At 74.7% G+C, this 18,702-nt stretch carries 11 protein-coding genes, 3 tRNA genes and 1 pseudogene; 7 read left to right on the forward strand and 8 right to left on the reverse strand.

Annotated elements, in window-relative coordinates; genetic code table 11:
* Nucleotides 1-71: 71 nt before the first annotated feature.
* Entirely contained in the window at nt 72-3,599 is a 3,528-nt protein-coding gene (locus ACIRST_RS15605; protein ID WP_402802767.1) for a PAS domain-containing protein, read from the reverse strand.
* Nucleotides 3,600-3,777: 178 nt separating this feature from the next.
* Here ACIRST_RS15605 and ACIRST_RS15610 point away from each other — a divergent pair.
* The 7 genes from ACIRST_RS15610 (at nt 3,778) to ACIRST_RS15640 (ending at nt 10,653) form a co-directional block, all read left to right on the forward strand.
* Nucleotides 3,778-3,871: transfer RNA gene (locus ACIRST_RS15610), tRNA-Ser, on the forward strand.
* A gap of 307 nt (nt 3,872-4,178) precedes the next feature.
* Nucleotides 4,179-4,254 (forward strand) — tRNA-Arg (locus ACIRST_RS15615).
* A 31-nt stretch (nt 4,255-4,285) separates the two neighbouring features.
* Nucleotides 4,286-4,361, forward strand: a tRNA-Arg gene (locus ACIRST_RS15620).
* 703 nt (nt 4,362-5,064) lie between these two features.
* The gene (locus tag ACIRST_RS15625; protein WP_402802768.1) at nt 5,065-7,767 is read left to right on the forward strand and encodes an Ig-like domain-containing protein; all 2,703 of its coding nucleotides are present in this window, start codon (nt 5,065-5,067) and stop codon (nt 7,765-7,767) included.
* 194 nt (nt 7,768-7,961) lie between these two features.
* Entirely contained in the window at nt 7,962-9,263 is a 1,302-nt protein-coding gene (locus tag ACIRST_RS15630; RefSeq protein ID WP_402802769.1) for an SPFH domain-containing protein, read from the forward strand.
* Nucleotides 9,260-10,276 carry a C40 family peptidase gene (locus ACIRST_RS15635; RefSeq protein ID WP_402802770.1) on the forward strand — a complete coding sequence of 339 codons (1,017 nt, stop codon included), beginning with the start codon at nt 9,260-9,262 and terminating at the stop codon, nt 10,274-10,276. Before ACIRST_RS15630 ends, ACIRST_RS15635 begins: the two co-directional genes overlap by 4 nt.
* Before the next feature lie 176 nt (nt 10,277-10,452).
* A complete protein-coding gene (locus tag ACIRST_RS15640) occupies nt 10,453-10,653 on the forward strand; it encodes a hypothetical protein (RefSeq protein WP_350519712.1) in 201 nt (66 codons plus the stop codon).
* A 54-nt stretch (nt 10,654-10,707) separates the two neighbouring features.
* Here the strand turns inward: ACIRST_RS15640 and ACIRST_RS15645 are convergent, their stop codons facing one another.
* The 7 genes and pseudogenes from ACIRST_RS15645 to pelF all read right to left on the reverse strand — a co-directional run bounded on the left by ACIRST_RS15645 (nt 10,708) and on the right by pelF (nt 18,516).
* A complete protein-coding gene (locus ACIRST_RS15645; RefSeq protein WP_350519713.1) occupies nt 10,708-11,727 on the reverse strand; it encodes an endo alpha-1,4 polygalactosaminidase in 1,020 nt (339 codons plus the stop codon).
* Between the two features lie 22 nt (nt 11,728-11,749).
* On the reverse strand, nt 11,750-12,445 hold the full coding sequence (locus ACIRST_RS15650; protein WP_350519714.1) for a spherulation-specific family 4 protein: 696 nt from the start codon (nt 12,443-12,445) through the stop codon (nt 11,750-11,752).
* Nucleotides 12,442-13,359, reverse strand: coding sequence for an NAD-dependent epimerase/dehydratase family protein (locus ACIRST_RS15655; protein ID WP_402802771.1), 918 nt, complete (start codon nt 13,357-13,359; stop codon nt 12,442-12,444). Before ACIRST_RS15655 ends, ACIRST_RS15650 begins: the two co-directional genes overlap by 4 nt.
* 125 nt (nt 13,360-13,484) lie before the next feature.
* Nucleotides 13,485-14,186 (reverse strand): annotated as a pseudogene (locus ACIRST_RS15660) (NDP-sugar synthase); the annotation flags it as partial.
* 73 nt (nt 14,187-14,259) lie between these two features.
* The gene (locus ACIRST_RS15665; RefSeq protein ID WP_350519716.1) at nt 14,260-15,252 is read right to left on the reverse strand and encodes an SDR family NAD(P)-dependent oxidoreductase; all 993 of its coding nucleotides are present in this window, start codon (nt 15,250-15,252) and stop codon (nt 14,260-14,262) included.
* A gap of 149 nt (nt 15,253-15,401) precedes the next feature.
* Nucleotides 15,402-16,928 carry a hypothetical protein gene (locus tag ACIRST_RS15670; protein ID WP_402802772.1) on the reverse strand — a complete coding sequence of 509 codons (1,527 nt, stop codon included), beginning with the start codon at nt 16,926-16,928 and terminating at the stop codon, nt 15,402-15,404.
* A 73-nt stretch (nt 16,929-17,001) separates the two neighbouring features.
* Nucleotides 17,002-18,516, reverse strand: coding sequence for a GT4 family glycosyltransferase PelF (gene pelF / locus ACIRST_RS15675; protein ID WP_402802774.1), 1,515 nt, complete (start codon nt 18,514-18,516; stop codon nt 17,002-17,004).
* Between the last annotated feature and the right edge of the window lie 186 nt (nt 18,517-18,702).

The following is an 18,702-nucleotide window of genomic DNA, read 5'->3' on the forward strand; positions in this document are numbered from 1 at the left end:
GCCGGCCCTTCCACATGTCCCGGCGGGCGTCGGCCCGTGTCCCGACCGGTGTCGGCCCGCGTCCCGGCGGGTCAGCCCGCGGCGGCCACGTCCGCCTCGCCCATCGTGCCGATCCGTCCGAGCAGGTCCACGATCCGGCCCTGGACGTCGTCGCTGGTCGAGCGCTCGGCGAGGAACAGCACCGTCTCGCCGGTGCGCAGCCGGGGCAGTTCGCGCGGGTCGAGGTCCACCGAGGTGTAGACCACCAGCGGGGTGCGGTGCAGCCGGTCGTTGGCGCGCAGCCAGTCCAGCAGGCCGACCCGGCGGCGGCGGATCTGCAGCAGGTCCATCACCACCAGGTTGGGCTGCACGCTGCTGGCCCGGGCCACGGCGTCGTTCTCGTCCACCGCGTGCTCGACGTGCATGCCGCGCCGCTCCAGGCTGCTGATCATGGCGGCGGCGATGTCCGGGTCGCCCTCGACCAGCAGCACCCGCGGGGCGTGGTGCTCGCCGTCGCGGGGCGCGAGGGCGCGCAGCAGCACGGCCGGGTCGGCCCCGTACACGGCGTCCCGGGTGGCCTGGCCGAGGCCGGCGGTGACCAGCACCGGGACGCGGCGGTTGAGCGCCGCCGTGCGCAGCGACTGCAGCGCGGTGCGGGTGATCGGGCCGGTCAGCGGGTCGACGAAGAGGGCGGCGGGGAAGCCGGCGGCCTGGGCGTCGACCTCCTCGCGGGAGCTGACGATCACCGGGAGGTACCCGCGGGCCTGGAGGGCCTGCCTGGTCGCCGGGTCGGGCTCCGGCCAGACCAGCAGCCGACGGGTGTTGGCCAGTTCGCCACCGGTGACCGGCGGCTGATCGGCGGCGGGCCGTTCGTCGGCGGGCGGGAGTTCGGCCATCGGGCGCGGGGCGGTCCGGGCCTCGGCCGGGACGGCCGGCTGCGCCGGAACGGCGGACATCGGCGGGGGGCCGAGCGGGCGCGGCGGGGCGAGCTCGCCCAGGCCGGTGCCGACCGGGCGCGGGCCCGACGGCTCCTCGGCCGCGGGCAGCGCGGGCCGTGCGGGCTCCAGGGCGGTGCCGGGGGCACCGGCGTCCCGGCCGGACGGGCCGGCGGGCAGGGCCGGCGCAGCGGGTGCGGCCGGACCGGCGGCGCCCATCGACGCGTCCGGCCCGGGCCCCGGCGGGACGGCCAGTCGGCGGCGGCGGCCGGTCGGCGCGGCGGCCGGTTCGGGCAGCGCGGGCGCCGGGCCGGCCGGCAGGGCGTGCTCCAGCCCGGGGTACACCGGGGTGTCAGTCGCTCCGGGCAGGGCGAAGCCGCCGGAGGAGTCCTCGGCGGAGGGCAGGGCGCGGCGCCGACGCGGCTTGGGCTCGCCCGCGTCGGCGGCCGGGGCGGCCCCGTCGGTCGGGGTGCCGGCCGGCGGGGTGCCGTCGGCGGCCGGGGAGGCGGCCGGGGAAGTGGTGGGGGCCGGGCCGAGCGCGAGCGGCTCGCGACCGCCGGACCGGTTCTGCTGCGCCCGCTCGCCCTCGACGGGCACGGCGTAGGCGGGGCCGGAACGGCCGTCGTCCTTGCCCCACGGGTCGCGCTGCGCACCGTCCGGGCCGGGCAGGCCCTGGCGGCCGTACGCGGGGTCGTTGCCGGTGCCGTTCCACTGCTCCGGCACGGCCCGCTCGACCCGGGCGGGGGCGTTCGGCCACTGGTCGGCGGGACCGTCGGACGCGGCGGGCGCGGTCGGCGCCGGGGTCTCGGCGGCCGGGCGGCCACGGCGGCCGCGCCGCTCGGGGGCCGGGGGCTCCTCGGCGGGCGCCCGGTCGGCGGCTGCGGCCTCCACGGCCTTGCGGACCGGCTGTTCGCCCGCCGGCGCGGCGGGCCCGGCGGCCTCGCCGCTGCTGGGCAGCTGCGGGATGCCCGGCAGCTCGGGCAGGACGGCGCTGTCGCTCTCCTTGGGCCGGTCGGAGCGGCCCTCGGTGGCGGCGCGCTCGGCGGCGGCCTTCGCCGCGGCCGGGTCCAGCGGCAGTTCGACGACGTACGTGGTCCCGGACTTGCCGGGCAGCTCGTGCGGCTGGAGCACGCCGCCGTGCCGCTCGACCACCGAGCGGGCTATCGGCAGGTGGACGGGGCTGCCGCCGACGCCGGGGCCGCGGATCTCGACCCGGGCGACCTCGCCGCGCTGGGCGGCGGCCAGGACGACGGTCGGCGGTTCGGGGGCGGTCGGCACCGCGGGCGCCGCGCCGCCGGCCAGACCGGGGACGGCGAGGCCGGGGGAGGGGGTGGTGGGGGCGTCCAGCGCGAGGCGGACGCCGCTGACGTCGGCGACCAGGTGGGCCAGCGCCTGGGCGAGTCGCCGCTCGTCGGCGATCACCTCCACCGCGGCGGCGTGCACCGAGAACCGCACCCGGCCGGGGCCGACCAGCTCGCCGGCCTCCTCGACGGCCCGGCGGACCACCGTGTCCAGAGCCACCGGCACCTGCACGGCGGACTTCCGACGACCCTTGACGTCCTTGCCGTCCTTGGGGTCCTTCGGGTCCTTGCCGTCCTTGGTCTCCGTCGCGCCGGTCTCGCCGGCCTCGCTGCGCTGGTGGTCGAGGACCCCGTCGATCAGCTTCCCGAAGCGGCGGCACTCGTCGGCGAGCCGGCGCAGCGTCCAGTTGGCCTCCGGCCAGAGCTGCCCGGCCGGGTCGGCGGCGAGCGCGTCCAGCCGCTGGTTCAGTGCGCTGAGCGCGCCGCCCAGCTCGTTCTCCAGGACGGCGGTGAGGTGCTCGTTGCGGGCGATCAGGGCGAGTTCGCGGCTGCGGTCGGTGAAGGTCATCACGGCGCCGACCAGCTGGTCGCCGTCCCGCACCGGGGCGGTGGTGAGGTCGACGGTGACCGGACGGCCGTCCTTGCGCCACAGCACGGTGCCGCGCACCCGGTGCTTGCGCCCGGAGGTCAGGGTGTCCAGCAGCGCGGACTCCTCCAGCGCCAGCGGGGTGCCGTCGGCCCGGGAGTGCTGGATCAGCGGGTGCAGCTCACGCCCGCCCAGCTCGCTCGCCCGGTACTCCAGGATGTGCGCGGCGGCCGGGTTGACCAGTACGCAGCGGCCTTCGAGGTCGACTCCGAGCACGCCCTCGGCGGCGGCGCGCAGGATCATCTCGGTCTGCTTGTGCTGGCGGCGCAGCTCCGCCTCGACGCCGAGCCGGCCGGAGAGGTCGCGGACCAGCAGCAGGAGCAGGTCGGAGGAGGACGACGAACGGGAGCCCTCGCGGTACGGGTCGTACGGGACGAGCGGGGAGAGCGCGTAGCCGCGGCTGCTGTCGTTGTCGTCGGCGAAGTCGTTGCCGGAGACCTCGACCGGGAACGTGGTGCCGTCGGTGCGGTGGGCGGTCATCCGGACCGGGCGGTCGAGGGCGTCGCCGTCGCGGGTGGCCGGGCGCATCGAACCGGGGATCCGGCTGGGGTCGAAGTCGGGGAGCAGGCCGAGCACGCCCATGCCGACCAGCGAGGTGCCCGGCGCCTGCAGGGCCTGGACGGCCGCGCTGTTGGCGTCCACGACGGTGCCGTTGCTGTTCACCAGCAACAACGCGTCGGGCAGGGCGTCGAGTATGGCGGCGAGGCGAGCAGCGCCTCGGATCGGCCTGCTGCTCACGTCGACAGGTCTCCTCGGCTCGGGGCAGCTCCTCCGGAGACGGCAGTATCTCATTCTTCTTTGCGGCGGGGACGACCCGCCTAGTAACGTTGGCGGTGGTTGGTGCCGAACCCCAGGGTTGTGGCATCATCACTGACACACGGAACGGGTCCGCTTCGCGCGGATGCGATCCATGTGGGGAGGCTTCGCCTAGTCCGGTCTATGGCGCCGCACTGCTAATGCGGTTTCGGGGTTATTCCTGATCGAGGGTTCAAATCCCTCAGCCTCCGCCAGTCGGGAGCCCCCGTCGACGATCTCGTCGACGGGGGCTCTTTGCGTTCCCGGGGGAGGTTCGGACCGGGGCCGGGTCGGTCCCCGCTCGATCCACCCCGGCGTGGGTCGGCCCGGGTCGGCGGAGGTCGGCGGGGGTCCGGGGCTGGTCCGAGGCCGGTCCGGGGTGGGCCGGGGAGCCGGTCGGGGGCGGGCCCGCAGGAGGTCGCGGGGGGTCCGCAGAGGGTCCGGGAGCAATCGATTTCGCCCCACGTCGCAGGTCATGTAATGTTGTCCCCGCAACGCCCCGGGGCAACGTTCACGGGGCGAGCGCTCATAGCTCAACGGATAGAGCACTTGACTACGGATCAAGAGGTTGCAGGTTCGAATCCTGCTGAGCGCACCAAACTCCGCAAGATCGGGTTCGCCCGATCCTTGCGCTCATAGCTCAACGGATAGAGCACTTGACTACGGATCAAGAGGTTGCAGGTTCGAATCCTGCTGAGCGCACCATCGAGAAGCCCCCGGCCACCGGCCGGGGGCTTCTCCCGTTTCCGGGCTCCACGAGCTCGGCCCGGCGGAGCACGCCGGCCCGGTGAAGGCGCTCGGCCCGGGGAAGCGGCCGGACCCGGGGAAGCGGCCGGACCCGGCGAAGCGGTCGGGCCGTTCGAACAGAGCCCCTCGAAGAATGGTCAGGTCCCGGACACTGGGGTCCGTCGGATCGGCCGGGAATTCCCATTCCCGCGTCCGTTCGGGGGTGCTGATTCCCGCCTAATGGATGAAATAAGGCCGTTTCGGGTACATCCCGTCCTGCCGCCCGGACGACCGCCAAACGGGTGGGACCCGGTCAAAAGCGTAGGTGTCGCAGTTTGACCGATCCGGGATCGTGATTCCTTTTTGTCGGATCTTGTGCCCAGACTGCCCGTCGCCCCGGCAGCCGACCGCGAAGGAGAGCCGGATGAGCCGACAGTTTCCCCGCACCGCTGCCGCCCTGGCCGTCCTCACGACCGGGCTGCTGACCGGCTGGAACGTTCCGCTCTCGGTGGCCCAGCAATCCCCTGACTCCTGGTCGGGGGAACACCGGGCGGTGCTGCCCTCCGGGCTTTCCGTCCGGATCGATTTCGACGCCTCTCCGGGAGTGGGCGTCACCGCCGGACCGGGACAATTGGCGGGCCGGTCCGGAGGGGGGCGATCCACCACTCCCTATGTGGACGGAATGCACTCCGGAGACCCCGCGCAGACCTTCGAACTCACCCCGGACCGTGCGCAGGCGGACGGTTCCTGGCGCACCGCGGGAACACTCCGGCTGACATTCTCCCGGCCCGTCCGCAACCCCCGGCTGCACCTCAGCGGGCTCGCCGCGGTCGCCACCGGCACGTCCGGTACGACCGGCACCGCGGCCCGGCTGACCCTCACCGGCGGCTCGCCCGTCGCGCCCACCCTGGCCGGCCGCACCGACTGGTCCGGCTGGACGGTCGACGGCAACGCCCTCGCCCCCGCGGGCCGCGACGGCGCCTCCGACGGCGCGCCCGGCTCCGCCGCCGAAGGCTCGCTGGAGCTCGTCGGGACCTTCAGCACCGCGGTGTTCCGGGTCGAGCAGCGCTCCACGGCCCGGGCCGGCAGTACCACCGCCCCGCCCGTCCTGCGCCAGGCCTACACCGTCACCGTCGACGAGGGCGTCGGTACCGCACCGCAGGGCTACGGCAACGCCTCGCACGTCGTCTCCGACCTCTTCCTCGGCGCCGATGCGGCCGAGCCGTCGCGGCGCACCCGGCCCGGGTCCGGCGAGGTCGTGGACGACGAACCGATGGTCCGGCTCGACCACGGCGCCTCCCTGCTCAGCCCGTTCGCCGGCCCGTTGCCGCCCAAGCTCCAACCCGGCCGCAGCGAGTACCACGGCGCCGACCCGTCGATCGGCTTCCCCACCGAGGCCGCGATCGGCCGCTACTACCGGCTGACCGTCCCGGTCGAGGTGGGCGACCAGCCCGCCACCCTGGCCGGCTGGATCGACTTCGGGCACGCCGGCCGGTTCGAGCCCGCCGAGCGGGTGCAGACCGAGGTCCCGCCCGGCGCCGACACCGCGACCCTGGAGTGGACCGTCCCGCCCGGCGCCGCCTCCGGCGAGACCTGGGCCCGGCTGCGGATCGGCCGCGACACCAGGCAGCTCGTCTCCTCCGGCGGCTTCGCCGACTCCGGGCAGGTCTCCGACCAGCGGATCAAGCTGGCCGTCGGGGCCGCCCGGCCGGAGATCGCCGAACCCGTCGACGGCACCGTCCTCGCCGACGCCCGCCCGGAGATCAGCGGCGAGGGCGCGGTGCCCGGCGCCACGGTCGACATCCGGGAGGGCGAGACCTCGCTCTGCCGGGCCAAGGTCGGGCGCGGCGGCGGCTGGTCCTGCCGCCCCGCCGCGCCGCTCGCCGTAGGCCCGCACGGCCTCACCCCGGTGGAGACCACCACCGGCGGCGTGGTGCTGCGCGGCGAGCCGGTCAGGGTCACCGTGAAGACCGCGCCGCCGACCGCCCCCGCGCTCGCCCTGCCCGCCTACACCAACGACCCCGGGCTGCAGCTCACCGGCACCGGCGACGCCGGCAGCACCGTCTCGGTCACCGACCGTCCCGCGGGCGGCGAGCTCTGCAGCACGGCGGTGCGGACGGACGGGCAGTGGGCCTGCCTGCCGGTCGAGAACCTGGCGGACGGGAAGCACCAGCTCACCCCGGTCGCGGTCGACGCGGCGGGGAACCGGACGGCCGGGCAGTCGGCCGTGCTCGTCGTCGACACCGTCCCGCCGGCCCGGCCGACCCTCGGCGCGCCCGCTCCGGGGGAGACCCTGCGCGTCAGCCGTCCGAGGCTCGCCGGACGGGCGGAGCCGGGCGCGAACGTCCTGGTCACGGCGGGCGCGGGGTCGGGGTCGGGCGCGGGGTCGGGCGCCGGCCCGGACCAGCGGACCGTGTTGTGCGGGGCGACGTCCGCCCTCGACGGGAGCTGGACCTGCACCGCCAACCGGGACCTGACGGACGGGGAGCAGTGGCTGACCGTCACGGCCACTGACCCGGCGGGCAACGGGGCCTCGGCGGACCCGGTGCGGGTGCGGGTCACCGCCGCGGCGGTGCCTTCGCCGGCGACACCTTCGCCGGCGACACCTTCTCCGTCGGTGCCTTCTCCGGCGGCCCCGAGCACGGCGACGGCGAGTCCGTCGGCCTCGGCTTCGGCCTTGGCTTCTGCCTCGGCGTCGGTGTCGGCGACGTCGGGTCCGGCCCTGCCCAGCCCGACGGCGACGGCGTCGACGACGGTGGCGGCGCCCGTCGCCTCGACCACGGCCGCGGCGGCGAGTCCGAGTCCGGCCGTGGCGGCGCCGACCGAGGTGCCGACGCCGGTCCCGCCGGGGCTGTTGCCGATCGTCGTTCCGCCGGCGCCGCCCGCCGTTCCGGCGGCTGCGGCGAGCCCGGTGTCGTCCGGCTCGTCGGCGGTTCCGTCGGCCTCCGCCGTACCGTCCGCTCCTGCCACGACCGCCGCCGCGACTCCCTCGCCCGCCACTCCCTCGCCCACCGCCACCGCTCGTCCGACCCCGAGCCCAAGCCCGACTCTGACCCCTACTCCGAGCCCGCCCCCGACTCCGAGCCCGAGCCCGACGCCGTCCGCTGCCGGCGGCTCGGCCCGGGCCGCGGTCCTCGCCGCGAGCGGCCGGCCGTCGCCGTCCGGGCAGGCCGGGGCCGTGGCCGGGTCCGGGTCCGGGGAGTACGGCGAGGCCGTGGCCCGGCCGCTGCCCGTGCCGCCGACGGAGGGCCCGCACGGTGTGGTGGGCCGGTCCGAGCAGGCCGGCCGGCACGGTGGGCTCGCCGGGATCCTGCTGGTACTCGCCGGGATCGGGCTGATCACCCGTCGGGTGTTCGCCCGCGGTCCCGGTGTGCGACGGCGCTGACCTGCGCCGAACTGTCCCGACCATCCGCCCATGTGCCTGCGCGTCAGGTCGGCTTTGGATGATTCGTCAGTAAATGTCGACACACCTTGGCTCAAATGTCGCATTTGATGACGTATGAACTTAGCCTGACCCTGGCACTGCCCGTCAGATCCGGGCCGCCCGTTGCGCGACACACCGACCCAGAGGACCCGTGCATGGACGTCACCCGCGATTCGTCGCAGCGACCCGAAAACCCGCCCGAGATGCTCCCGCCGGCACTGCCGGAACGTTCCGCCTCCGGCTCCAGCCGGCTGGCCAGGGTCACGGCCGTCACGCCCGTCAAGCCCGTCAAGCCGGTCGGTTCCGTCGACGACGGACCGGCGACCACCCCGTTGGCCGTCGTCCCCGGGCCCTCGTCCGTCGGCCCGGCGGACCTGCGGGACCCGCTGGACACGGCGCCCCCGGAGACCGTCGGGTGGCCGGACGCCACCCCGGCCGGGGCCGCCGCCACCACCGCCGCCACCACCGCCTCGACCTCCCGGCGCCCCCCGCGCGCCGACCAGGCGCTGCGTGAGCACGGCGCCACCGCGCTGCCCGGCTGGACCGCCCTGCTGGTGGTGCTGCTCGGGCTCGCCGGGGTGCTGTTCGTGCTGCTGCGCACCGGCGTCGTCCCGCACTGGGACGCGCTGCCCGACCTGCGCGGCGCCGCCGCGCGGGCGAGCGGACGGCCTGCGGTCGACGCCGCGGCGATCGCCGCGGTCAGCGCGGCCGGCCTGCTGGTGGTGGTCGCGCTCGCCGGGCTGCTGGCCAACGCGGGCGGCGAGACCCGGGTGCTGAGCCGCTGGGGCCGCTACCGCGGCACCGTCCGCCGGACCGGTCTGGTCTGGGTCAACCCGCTGCTGCGCCGTCGCCGGGTGGACGTCCGTCTGCGGCACTGGCGCAGCGAGCCGGTGCGGGTGGTCGACCGGACCGGCACGCCGATCGTGGTCCGGCTGCTGATCGTCTGGCGGGTCAAGGACACCGCTCGGGCGCTGCTGGCCATCGCGGACCACGAGGGCTACCTGCGCGAGCAGGTCCAGGCGGTGCTCACCCGCACCGCGTCCCTGCTGCCGTGCGACAGCAACGCGGCGCCCGGCCCCGCGCTGCGCGACGGGCAGTGGTTCGCCGACGAGATGACCAGGGCGCTGGCCGCCGAGGTCGCCCCGGCGGGCCTGGAGGTGTACTCGGCGCAGCCGCTGGGGCTGGACTACGCACCCGAGGTCGCCGAGTCGATGCGCCGCCGCCGGCTGGCCGACCTGGACGCGGGCCTGCGGACGGTGCTGGTGGACGACGCGGTGGAGGCGGCGGCGCTCGCCGTCCGGCGTCTGGAGCGTGCCACCGCCCACGAACTGGACGAGGCCGCCCGCAGCGCCCTGATGGAGCAGCTGCTGGTCGCCTTCGTCGCCCCGGCCGGAGTGGCCGCCTCGGTACCGCCCCCGGCCGCCCGCGCCGGGCGGAAGGAAGGACGACCCGCATGAGGATAGCCACCGGCGCGTACGCCGAACCCGGCACAGGCCTCGACGAGGACCCCGGTCCGATCGACTTCGAGGAGCGGCTCGGCAGCATCCCCGCGATCGCCGGCTGCGGCTGCCCGAACTGCGCGCCCCGGCCGCGCACCGCCCACCGCCCCGGGCCGGCCGGCGGCAGCCGAATACACCGTGCCGTGCGGAGCACCTGCCTGGCCACCACCGTGCTGGCGGGCGCCGGCGTGGTCGGCCTGACGGCCGGAGCCGGGTCGGCGCACGCCGCGGCCGGGAAGCAGGGCTGGGACGGCTCGAAGTACTGGTTCAAGAACGCTGCCGGCGAGTGGCGTTGGACCAGCCACTACGACGTCTACGCGAGCCGCACCGGCCGGTCCGGCGGATCCGGAGGTGCAGGCGGTTCCGGGGGTGCAGGGGGATCCGGCGCCTCCGGCACCAAGGCCCCCTCCAACGGATCGGCCTCCTCGAACGGCCCGCGCCAGGGCTGGGACGGGTCGAAGTACTGGTTCAAGAACGACAGCGGCGAGTGGCGCTGGACCAGCCACTACGACGTCTACCTGAACCGCACCGGGCAGTCCGGCGGCGGTTCGGCCCCCGCGCCCGCCCCGCCCGTGAGCCGTGAGCCCCAGGACACCGCGCCGGCCTCCGGGAGCAAGGAGGCGGCCGTCGACTACGCGCTCGCCCAGCTGGGCAAGCCGTACGTGTGGGGCGGCAACGGCCCGTCCGGCTACGACTGCTCGGGACTGGTGCAGCAGGCCTACCGGCGCGCGGGGATAAGCCTGCCGCGGGTGGCGGACGACCAGTACGCGGCGACCACGCCGATCGGCGCGGGGCAGCTGCGCCGCGGTGACCTGGTGTTCTGGTCGGACAACGGCCGCGCCTCGGGGATCCACCACGTGGGGATATACCTGGGCGGCGGCACCTTCGTGGAGGCGCCCCGGCCGGGCAGGACCGTCCGGGTCTCGACCCTCGACGCGGGCTACTACCCGACCCACTTCGGGCGGCCGTAGCGCCGCGGCCGCACCCGGCCCCCGACCGCGCGCCGCCGTCGAGGGCCGGGCTCCCCGCGGTGTTCACGAGCCGGTCGCACCACCGTCGCACCGCCGCCGCACGGCGGGTGGTGCGACGGTTCCGAAGGGGGGTCCGGGCTGTGCCTGAGGTGGGCCGATTCGTTAGAGTCCGTGCCATGGCTGACAACGACTACGACCCCGCCGGCAGCACTCAGATGTTCCGGGCGTTCGTCGACGAGACCCCGGCTCGCCAGGAGCCGGCCACCGTTTCCACCTACGGCCGCAGCGGCGGCGGCAGCCGGACCGGCGTGATCGCGCTGGTCGCCGTCGTCGCCCTGGCCGTGCTGGGCGCCGTCATCTGGCTGGCGGTCAAGTGACCCTCGCGCGGGTGACCCTCGTCCGGGTCACCCGCGCGACGGGAGCGGAACACCTCAACAGGGCTTGCGCCAGGCGTTCAGGTCGAGCTTCTTCTGCATCGAGCTGAAGCCGAGCGACTTGGCCTTGGCGCAGAACTTGTCCGTGTCGAGCTTGTACTCGACGTGGAAGACCGCCTTGCCCGCCTTGACGAAGGGTGCGACGCGGTCGCACTCGTCGAACTGCGAGCACTCCTCGTTGACCGCGAAGTCGAAGTCCGGCAGCAGCGCGGGGATCTGGTCCAGGTCGTTCTTCAGGCCGATGGCCAGGCCGCGCTCGTGCGCGAGCTGGGCCAGCATCCGGTTGTACTTCAGCTGGTCGTCGGGGGTCAGCGGGAAGCCGCTGTTCTGGTTGTAGGCCTCGATGGTGTCAGGCTCGATGGCGTCGAAGCCCTTGCTCCTGCACATGTCGAAGCGGGCGGCCATCAGCGGCTTCAGCTGGTCGAGCTTGCGGATGTCGAACCACTTCTCCCCCTTCCAGCCGGTGTCCGAGCCCTGCAGCGCCTTGGCGAAGGCGGCGGAGTCGGGGCGGAAGTCCTCCCAGGAGCCGGCGTTGATGTAGCAGATCACCTTGCGGCCCTTGGCGTGCAGCGCGGCCACCACCGAGGCGTCGTTCTCGAAGCCGTCGATGTCGTAGACCGGCACGTCCACCGACTGGTCCACGGGGCCGCCGCCGAGCTGCCACTGCCAGGCCAGCCCCGGAGTGGGCTGCCAGCGGGCGCCGGTCGGCGCCGGGGCGGTGCCGCCGGGCGGGGTGGTGCCCGGGGCGGTGGTGCCGCTCGGGGTGCCCGGGGCCGTGCTCGTGGCGGGGGCGCTGGGCGAGTCCGGGGCGGGGGTGGCGTCGGGAGTGCCGTCGGGGGTGCCCGGGGCGCTGGTGCCGGGTGTGCTCGGGGCGGTGGCGGCGGGCGGGGTGCTCGGGGAGCCGTCGGCCGAGTCGTCGTCGTCCTCCGAACCGGAGCTGCTGCACGAGGTGGCCAGCAGAGCGGTGGCGGTGGCGAGGGCGAGGGCGGCCGGCAGGAGCCGGTTACGGCGGTTCACGGTAGTCGAACTCCGAGTCGGGTCAGGTCAGTTCGGCGGCGGTCAGACCGTACGGCAGGGTGCGCCAGGGGTTCTCCCCGGCGCCGGGGACGGCGCAGCCGACGCCGGCCCGGCGGGCGGCGATCAGGGCGGTGGCGTCCTGGGCGTGCTCGGGCGGGACGTCGTAGACCAGGTGGCAGAACCGGGAGGACGCGTGCCGGCCGGTCCACAGCGGTTGGGTCATCGCACGGTAGGTGTCCCAGTCCCCCTCGAAGGTGACCAGCAGGTCGGCCAGGCCGACTTCGGCGTACCCGGGATCGGGGTGCTCGCCGTGACCGAAGATCACGGTGCCGCACCCGGCCGCGCGGGCCGCCGTGGCCAGTCGCCGGTAGTGCGCCAACGCGCCCGGATGGGTGGTCACCTGGTCGAGGTAGACGCCGGTGATGCCGTGGCGCTGGCGGTACGTCAGGATGTCGGCGACGACGGCCGCGTGCGGTCGGCGGCCGTAGTCGGTGTCGGCGTACCCGACCAACGGCAGCCCAGCCGCGCGGAGTTCCTCCGCGGCCTCGGCGAAGACGCCGTCCGGGACCTCGCCCGGACCGTCGGCGAGGTTGAGCACGACGGCGGCGATCCGGGTGGGGTCGGCGGCGGCGACCGCCCGCCAGGCCGCCGGGTCCACCGCGGGGTGGACGTACAGCGGCACCAGCAGGCGGCCGTCGGGGAGGTGCCCGGTGGTCATGCGACCACCGGGGTCGGCGTGGGCTCGGGGGTGGCGAGCCACAGGTCGCGCAGGGTGTCGGCGAGGTCCGTCTCCGGGTGCCAGCCGAGCGCCCGGGCGGCGGCCGAGACGTCGGCCTGCTGCCAGGAGACCGCGGTCGAGCGCTCGGAACCCACCCCGCTCTCGTCGATCCGGCCGGTGAACCCGGCGGCGGCGACCAGTCCGTCGGCGATCGCCCGGACCTGCTTGGCCTGCCCGGAGGCGAGGTTGAGCACCCGGGGGAGCGGGCCGTCGGCCGCGACGGCCAGGCCGATCGCCTTGGCGATGTCTCGGGCGTCGACGAAGTCGCGGTAGGCGGAGAGGTCACCGACCGTGACCACGCCGTCCGCGCCCTCGGGCGCCACCCGGCGCAGCTCGGCGGCCAGCCGGCCGGCCAGCGAGCCGGCCGGGGCGCCGGGGCCGACCGGGTTGAACACCCGGAGCACCACGGCGTCCAGCGGCGAGCCGGCCACCGCGAGGGAGCCGGCCAGCTTGGTCGCGCCGTACACGCCGACGGGGCGGGCGTCGGCGTCCTCGGGCAGCGAACTGCCCTGGTCGCAGACGCCGTACTCGCCGGCCGAACCGATGTGCACCAGGCGGGCCTTCGGGGCGCCGAGCTCCAGCGCCTCGCAGAGCACCGCCGGGCCGCGCGCGTTCACCTCGGCGAGCTTGACCGCGCTGCCGGCCACCGCGCCGGCGAAGTTGACCACCGCGTCGGGGGCCAGTGCGGCCAGTTCCTCGCCGAGCGGGCCGACCTCGGCGGTGGCCAGGTCGAGCCGCAGGTCGTGGTGGGGCCGCCGGCCCGCGGTCAGCAGGGTGGCGTCGGGCAGCGACCGCAGGACGGCGGTGGCGTGACGGCCCAGGAAGCCGTCGGCGCCGAGAAGCAGGATTCTCACGCGGCACGTCCGTCACTCTCGGCGCCCGCGGCGGCGGGCTCGTCGGCGGAGTCGCTCGCGGCGGTGCGGGCGGCCGGGATCGGCAGCTCCGCGACGCCCGGTGCGACACCGGCCGACTCGAAGGGCATCAGGACCGGGCGGATGGTCGAGAACTCGGCGTTGGCCCGGTCGTAGTCGTCGGGGCGGCCGATGTCGAGCCAGTAGCCGCCGAACTCGTACGAGGCCGGCGGGGTCTTCGCGGCCAGGAGGTCCAGCACCAGCTCGTCGAAGCCCAGCGGCAGGCCGGGGGTGTACTTGGCGAGCGCCGAGCGCGAGACGCCGTACACGCCCATCGAGACGCGGTAGTCGATGCTGGGCTTCTCCTGGAAGCCGGTGATCGCGCCGGAGTCGGTGGTCAGCACGCCGAAGTCGATCTTGACCTGGCGGGCGTAGGTGGCGATGGTCAGCGGGGCACCGGACGCCTCGTGGTGCTTGAGCACCCCGGCGAAGTCCAGGTCGGTGAGGATGTCGCCGTTCATCACCAGGAAGTGCTCGGGCAGGCGGTCCTGCATGGTGAGCAGCGGGCCCATGGTGCCGAGCGGGCTGTCCTCGACGGCGTAGCCGACCCGCAGGCCCCACTGGGAGCCGTTGCCGACGTAGGCGCGGATGATGTGGCCGAGGTGGCCGATGGCCAGGGTGACGGACTGGAAGCCCGCCGCGGCGAGCTGGCGCATCACGATCTCCAGGATCGCGTGCTGGTCGCCGATCGGAACGAGCGGCTTGGGAAGCGCGGTGGTGTAGGGGCGGAGACGAACGCCCTTGCCGCCGGCCAGGATCACTGCATGCATGGTGTTTCCCCCACGGAAAGGATGTGCAGTACACGAACCTTGGTTACCAGGACGAGCATGAACGCGAAGGCGGTCAGACGTTGTAGATGTCGGTCTTGTAGCGCGCCAGGTTCGCCGGGTCGCGGAAGAACTCGATGGTCTGCTCCAGGCCCTGCTCCAGGCTGAACTGCGGGGCCCAGCCGGTGGCCTCGCGCAGCCGGGTCGCGTCCGCGACCAGGCGCATGACCTCGGAGTTGGTCGGACGGATGCGCTGCTCGTCCTCCTTCACCACCAGGTCGACGCCCATCAGCTTGCCGACCAGGGTGACCAGGTCGCCGACCGAGATCTCGCCGCCGGTACCGGCGTTGAAGGTCCGGCCGACCACCGACTCGGCGGACGCGGTGCCGACCGTGCGGAACGCGTTGGCGGTGTCCTTGACGAACATGAAGTCGCGGGTCGGGCGCAGGTCGCCGAGGGTGATCTCGGTCTGGCCGGCCGCGACCTGGGCGATCACGGTCGGGATGACGGCGCGCATCGACTGCCGCGGGCCGAAGGTGTTGAACGGGCGCAGCGTGACGACCGGGGTCTCGAAGCTGGCGTGGTAGCTGTCGGCCAGCCGGTCCCCGCCGGCCTTGGAGGCCGCGTACGGGGACTGGGTGTTGATCGGGTGGTCCTCGGTGATCGGCACGGTCTGCGCGGTGCCGTAGGTCTCGCTGGTGGAGGTGTGGACCAGGCGCGGGATCTCCAGGTGGCGCACCGCCTCCAGCACGTTCAGGGTGCCGGTGACGTTGGTGTCCACGTACGAGTGGGGGGCGCGGTAGGAGTACGGGATCGCGATCAGGGCGGCCAGGTGGTAGACCGCCTCGGTGCCCTTGACCAGGCCGTTGACCGAGCCCGGGTCCCGGACGTCGCCGAGGATGATCTCGACCGAGTCCAGCACCTCCTCGGACAGGGTCTCCAGCCACCCGAAGGAGGAGAAGGAGTTGTACTGGACCATCGCGCGGACGTGGTGCCCGTCGGCGACCAGGGTCTCGACGAGGTGGGAGCCGATGAAGCCCTCGGCTCCGGTAACCGCGACGCTGCTCATGCGGGGTTCGCTTTCTCGATCTGCCGTGGCGGGCCGGACGCTCTGTGGTGGTCGGCCGCCGGTTGGTCAGGGTGGGTGTTTCGGGTCAAACGGGTACGACGGTGCACGCAAGGAGGCGTGCGGGATTTTCGGTGTGATTCGGAAGTGGTTCAGCGGTGCTGGGTGGTGCGGCCGAGCGCGGGCCCGGCGATGGAGGTGAGGACGACGGCGGCCGCCCCGCAGCCGATGAGCTGCAGGACGATCGGATCCACACCGGTCAGCAGCCCGGTGCTCTCGGCACCCGCGGCGGCCAGACAGATGAGGGCGGTGCTCCAGCTGAACCCGAAGGCGTTCAGCAGCAGCGCCAGCCAGAGCGAGCCGCCGAGGAGCAGCATCGCGCCGAGCTGCGGCACGCCGAGCGCGGGGGCGCCGGGCCACAGCACGGTCGCGGCGGCGTCCAGCGCGGCCACGGTGGTGAGGTAGATGAAGAGGCAGCCGAGCAGGATCCCGCCGGTGCGGCGGGTGAACTGGCCGGTGGTGTGGCTGCTGCGCAGGGCGGCCACGGCCATCGCCCGGTAGCGGAAGAGCAGCCACTCGGCGAGGCCGAGACTGAGCGTCAGCGCGATCATGGCCGGTCCGGTCGGTGCGGTCGCCGCCCCCTGCGGGGCGTGGCCGCCGGTCTGCACGGCCTGGTGGATGGTCGTGCCCAGGCCGGCGATCAGCGTGAGCGCGCCGCAGGCCAGGCCGAACAGCAGGTGCGGGACCTCCTGGCGGAGCGGCAGCTTGAGCGCCACGGACTCCCGTTCGCCCCGGCGGACGCAGAGGAACAGCTCCCGGACGGCCAGCCCGACGGCCAGTAGCACCGAGGCGAGCAGCACGACCGTACGCACCGCTTGCGGAACGTCGGTCGCCAGCACCACGCCCGCGCCGACCGAGGCCGGGGCCAGCGCCAGCAGCAGGAACTTCTCCCGCCCGAGCACCAGCAGCACGGTGGCCGCCGCCAGGTAGCAGGACTGCCCGGCGGCGAAGCACAACGCCCCGAGCGGCCCGCCCACCACGTACGCGGCAGCGGCCGCGATCAGCGCGCCGAGCGGTGCGCCGACCGCCAGGCAGACCGCGGCCTCCCGGCGGCGCAGCCGGCTCAGCCAGCGGTACGCACGGTGCGCCAGGGCCTGGTTGAAGCCCCAGCTGACCAGCGTGGCGATCGACAGCGCGAGCATGCCCGAGGGCAGGCCGAAGCGCATCCGGGTGGTCGCGAACAGGTTGGCGCCGAGCAGGTAGCCCAGGCCGGGCAGGGCGAACACCAGGCCGCGCACCACGCAGCGCCAGGGGTCGGCCCGCCAGGGGTTGGCGAACTCGGAGCTCGGGCCGGGGTAGCGGCGCTCGACCTTCTCGAACAGCTCCTCGGCGACGGTGAACGCGTCGGGGCGGCCGTACAGCAGCGCCGCCTGCTCGTCCGAGAGACCGTCGGACTCCAGGAAGGCCGCGATCTCGTACGGGTGGACGGCGTCGGCGCAGACGTCCCGCAGGCGCTCGGCGAGTTCGTCGAGCGGGTCCGCGGAGAGGTCGAGCTGCTGCTCGGGCCCGGGCTCGGGGTCCGTCGGGGCGGGACGGCGGAGCTTGAGCGGCAGCGTGCGCAGCTGCATCGTCCGCTCGGAGCCGCCCTCGTCCGGAACCAGTCTCAGAGGACCGCTCATGCGTCCACCTCGCAGCGCTCGGCGGCCGCTTCGCGGGACACGCACCTCTTGATGGTTCTCTCGCTTCGCGCGCTCACGCGCCCACCTCGCTCGGCTCGGGCCGGGAGGAGGTGAGCTGCTGGCCCCAGTCGGGGCTGGGGGCCTGGTCGGTGACGGCCACCATGCCGCCGGGCATCCAGCGGGAGGTGCCCAGGAGTTCGGTGTAGATGCCGCGGAAGCCGTCGATGTTCTGGCGCAGCGTGAACTGCTCGATCACCCGCAGCCGGGCCCCCTCGCCGAGCCGGGCGCGCCGTTCGGCGTCGCGCAGCAGCTCGATCGCGGCAGCGGCCATCGGCTCGGGCTCGCGCGGCGGGACGACCAGACCGGTGTCGCCGACGGCCTCGCGAACGCCGCCGACGTCGGTGGAGACGGTCGCGCGGCCGCAGGACATCGCCTCGATCAGGGTGAACGGGAAGCCCTCGCTGATGCTGGAGAGCATGACCACGTTGCCCGCCGCGTACGCGTCGGTGATGTCGGCGACGCGGCCCTCGAAGGCCACCGACTCGGCTATGCCGAGCTCGGCGGCCAGGGCTATGCAGCCGTCCCGGTACGCTTCGCCGCCCTTGGGAGTGCCCCCGAAGAGCCGCAGTCGCGCCTCGGGGATCTCGCGGTGGACGATGGCGAAGGCCCGGATCAGCGTCTCCAGGTCCTTGATCGGGTCGACCCGGCCGGCCCAGCTGAGGGTCGGGGTGTCGGGCTCGGGGCCGGCCGGCGGGAAGGCCGCCGGGTCGACCCCGTTGTAAACGGTGCGGATGTGCGCGGACGGCGTGCCGCCGCGCTCCTCCCAGCGCCGGTTGTACCGGTTGCCGGGGGTGACCAGCGCGGCCACCCGGTAGCTCTCCTCGGCGAGCATCCGGTAGAAGCCGAGCAGCAGCGCCTTGACCGGCCAGCGGTACGGGCCGGTGCGGTAGCCGAGGTAGCGCTCGCGCAGGTAGATGCCGTGCTCGGTGAGCAGAAACGGTACGCCGTACTGCTGGGCGGCGATCAGCCCGGGCAGGGTGGCGAGGCCGCCGCTGGCCGCGTGCGCGACGCCCTCCTTCGGCGGCTCGACCGCGAGCGGCCGCAGGGCGTGCTCCAGCAGGTCGGTCGCGTTCAGCGCGTCGTGCAGGGTGGGCCGGGAGACGGCGGTGGGCAGGTAGTCCCGGGTCCACACGTGCTGCAGGGTGCGCAGGGCGCGCTCGCTGCGCAGCGCCGGGCTGAGCAGCCCGCGCCGGGCGAGGTCGGCGAAGCCGTACAGCTCGGTGCCGAAGTGCGTGGTGTAGACCGGGTCGAGGATGGAGTGCAGGAAGCGCTCGTACGCGTTGAGGAAGCGCCGCAGCTCCTTGCCGCGGGGTGCCCTGGCCTCGGAGGCCGGGCCCCACAGCGGAGCGGTCGTGACCGACTTGACGTTGGCGGGCAACTCCCAGGCCAGTGCTTCGTGGCCGGTTCCGGTGACAGCGATGACGTCGAAGTCGACGTCCGGCATGCCTTGAACGAGCTGGTCGCACCAGACGCTCACGCCGCCGTGCTGGTGCGGATACGTCCCCTCGGTGAGCAGGGTGACGCGCATTCCTGTCCCCCCTCCTGTTCTTGCGTAGGTTCCGGCCTGGGTGGCCGGAACGGGAGCCGTGGCGGGGGGGGGGCGGGGGCCCCGGCCCCCCCCCCCCGCCGGGGGTTGGGGGTAAACCCAGACCGAGCGTCCCGCCGGGGGGCGCCGCGGGGGCCTCCCCCCCCCGGCCGAGCCCCAGGTTGCCCC

The sequence above is a fragment of the Kitasatospora sp. NPDC101447 genome, assembly GCF_044767225.1.
In the GTDB taxonomy this organism is placed as follows: Bacteria; Actinomycetota; Actinomycetes; order Streptomycetales; family Streptomycetaceae; genus Kitasatospora.

Coding starts and splice junctions, on each gene's coding strand:
- ACIRST_RS15625 (WP_402802768.1), top strand. CDS start 5,065: ATGCACTCCGGAGACCCCGCGCAGACCTTCGAACTCACCCCGGACCGT.
- ACIRST_RS15630 (WP_402802769.1), top strand. CDS start 7,962: ATGGACGTCACCCGCGATTCGTCGCAGCGACCCGAAAACCCGCCCGAG.
- ACIRST_RS15635 (WP_402802770.1), top strand. CDS start 9,260: ATGAGGATAGCCACCGGCGCGTACGCCGAACCCGGCACAGGCCTCGAC.
- ACIRST_RS15640 (WP_350519712.1), top strand. CDS start 10,453: ATGGCTGACAACGACTACGACCCCGCCGGCAGCACTCAGATGTTCCGG.
- ACIRST_RS15650 (WP_350519714.1), bottom strand. CDS start 12,445: ATGACCACCGGGCACCTCCCCGACGGCCGCCTGCTGGTGCCGCTGTAC.
- ACIRST_RS15665 (WP_350519716.1), bottom strand. CDS start 15,252: ATGAGCAGCGTCGCGGTTACCGGAGCCGAGGGCTTCATCGGCTCCCAC.
- ACIRST_RS15670 (WP_402802772.1), bottom strand. CDS start 16,928: ATGAGCGGTCCTCTGAGACTGGTTCCGGACGAGGGCGGCTCCGAGCGG.
- pelF (WP_402802774.1), bottom strand. CDS start 18,516: ATGCGCGTCACCCTGCTCACCGAGGGGACGTATCCGCACCAGCACGGC.